Raw genomic sequence first — 1,121 nt, 5'->3', positions numbered from 1 at the left:
TGTGAGCTCAAGCCCAGGCGCGACTTGCAGGCTCGTTGATGCTATCCTCCGGATCGCATCTGCGCGAGTAGCTTCTGGCGAAAGACCTCGGCCGGTGTCTTGTAGCCGAGGCACTTGCGTGGCGTTGTGTTCAGCCGGTCGCAGATGTCCTTCAGATCCTGGTCGGTAATCGAGAGCGGATCGACATCCCTCGAAAGCCATTTCCTGGCCCGCCCGTTCGTGTTCTCGACGGTGCCTTTCTGCCAGGGCGATTGCGGGTCGCAGAACGATGTCGCGGAGCCGATCCCGGCCTGGAGGTAGGGCCAGTCGGTAAACTCCGTCCCACGGTCGAAAGTGATCGAGCGCCGTGCGCGATGGGGCAGGGCCTGCAGCACGCCGATGAGACGCTCCATGATCGGGCGCGACTGCCTGTCGTTGTTGCGAAAGAGAACAGCAGAGCGGCTGACCCGCTCGACCAGTGACGTCACGTTCGCCTTGCCGAACTTCTGGCGGAACTGGATCAGGTCGCATTCCCAATGTCCGAACTGCCTGCGATCGGCAACCACGTCCGGGCGGCGCAAAATGTTGAGATCCGGGCTGAAGCGCTGGCCATGCCGGCGCCTGGCATGACGTGGCCGGCGTCGCGCACGATGTTCCGGCAGATGTTTCCAGAGCTTGATGGCATGTCCGTCGGCCGAATAGGCAAACTTGTAGATCGTCTCGTGGCTGACCGAAATCGGATGGTGCTCCAGCCGCATCCGACCGGCGATCTGTTGCGGCGACCAGCCGTGCACGATCCGTTCGATGACGGACTGGCGGACATGCGAGAAGCGCGCGAGCTTCCTGAGCTTGGCCCGCCGTTCGCAAGCCATGTCATGCGCGGTCACGCAATGGTAGCCGCTGAGATCAGGCCATTCCTTGTCGATGTAGACGTTGCGCCGAACCTCGCGGAAGATCGTCGAGCGATGACGTCCCAGCTTCTCCGCGATGATATCGACGCTCAGGCCGGCGTGACGCCAGCGCGCTATCCTGCGGCGTTCATTCAGGTCCAGGTGGGAGTAGGTGTGTTTCATTGCAGCGTCCTTGCGACTGATAAACCATTGGCATCATTCGCAAGTCGCACTTCATCCTTGAACCCACCC

1 protein-coding gene is annotated in these 1,121 nt (G+C 61.6%); it reads right to left on the bottom strand.

What is annotated here, in order from left to right:
• Positions 1 to 41: 41 nt before the first annotated feature.
• Positions 42 to 1,052 carry an IS30 family transposase gene (locus tag L0976_RS28530; RefSeq protein WP_234190769.1) on the bottom strand — a complete coding sequence of 337 codons (1,011 nt, stop codon included), beginning with the start codon at positions 1,050 to 1,052 and terminating at the stop codon, positions 42 to 44.
• Positions 1,053 to 1,121: the final 69 nt, after the last annotated feature.

Source organism: Shinella sp. NM-101 (genome assembly GCF_021401195.1).
GTDB lineage: Bacteria > Pseudomonadota > Alphaproteobacteria > Rhizobiales > Rhizobiaceae > Shinella.
The sequence above is the reverse complement of the archived record's forward strand: the minus strand, read 5'-3'. Positions and strand labels throughout refer to the sequence as shown.